A 358-nucleotide genomic window follows, 5' to 3' on the forward strand; every position below is an offset into this window, starting at 1 on the left:
CAGGCCCGCATGGGCTCGTCACGCCTTCCAGGTAAAGTGTTAATGGATCTTGAAAAATATCCAGTCCTGCACTATGTAGTAGAACGGTGCAGAATGGTCGCGCATGTAGACGAAGTTATCGTTGCTACTTCTAAATTGCCAGGTGACGACAGGATTGTAAAATGGTGCAAGGCCAACAACGTATCTTATTTCCGTGGATCGGAAGATGATGTTTTGTCACGTTATTATGAATGCGCCCGCTCTTATTCACCTGATTATGTGATAAGAGTAACTGCCGACTGTCCATTTGTAGATTATGAAATGGCTTCGGAGATTGTTCACACAATGAAACAAAAGCCTGCAGATATAATGCTCGTAC

General features: G+C 43.9%; 1 protein-coding gene. It reads left to right on the forward strand.

The window, feature by feature from the left end; all coding sequences use genetic code 11:
* Positions 1-42 precede the first annotated feature (42 nt).
* Positions 43-358 (forward strand): NTP transferase domain-containing protein (locus tag RCF13_RS13590; RefSeq protein ID WP_308141250.1); only part of this gene is annotated, 316 nt, incomplete at its 3' end.

The sequence above is a fragment of the Stenotrophomonas maltophilia group sp. RNC7 genome (genome assembly GCF_030910085.1).
GTDB lineage: Bacteria > Pseudomonadota > Gammaproteobacteria > Xanthomonadales > Xanthomonadaceae > Stenotrophomonas > Stenotrophomonas sepilia.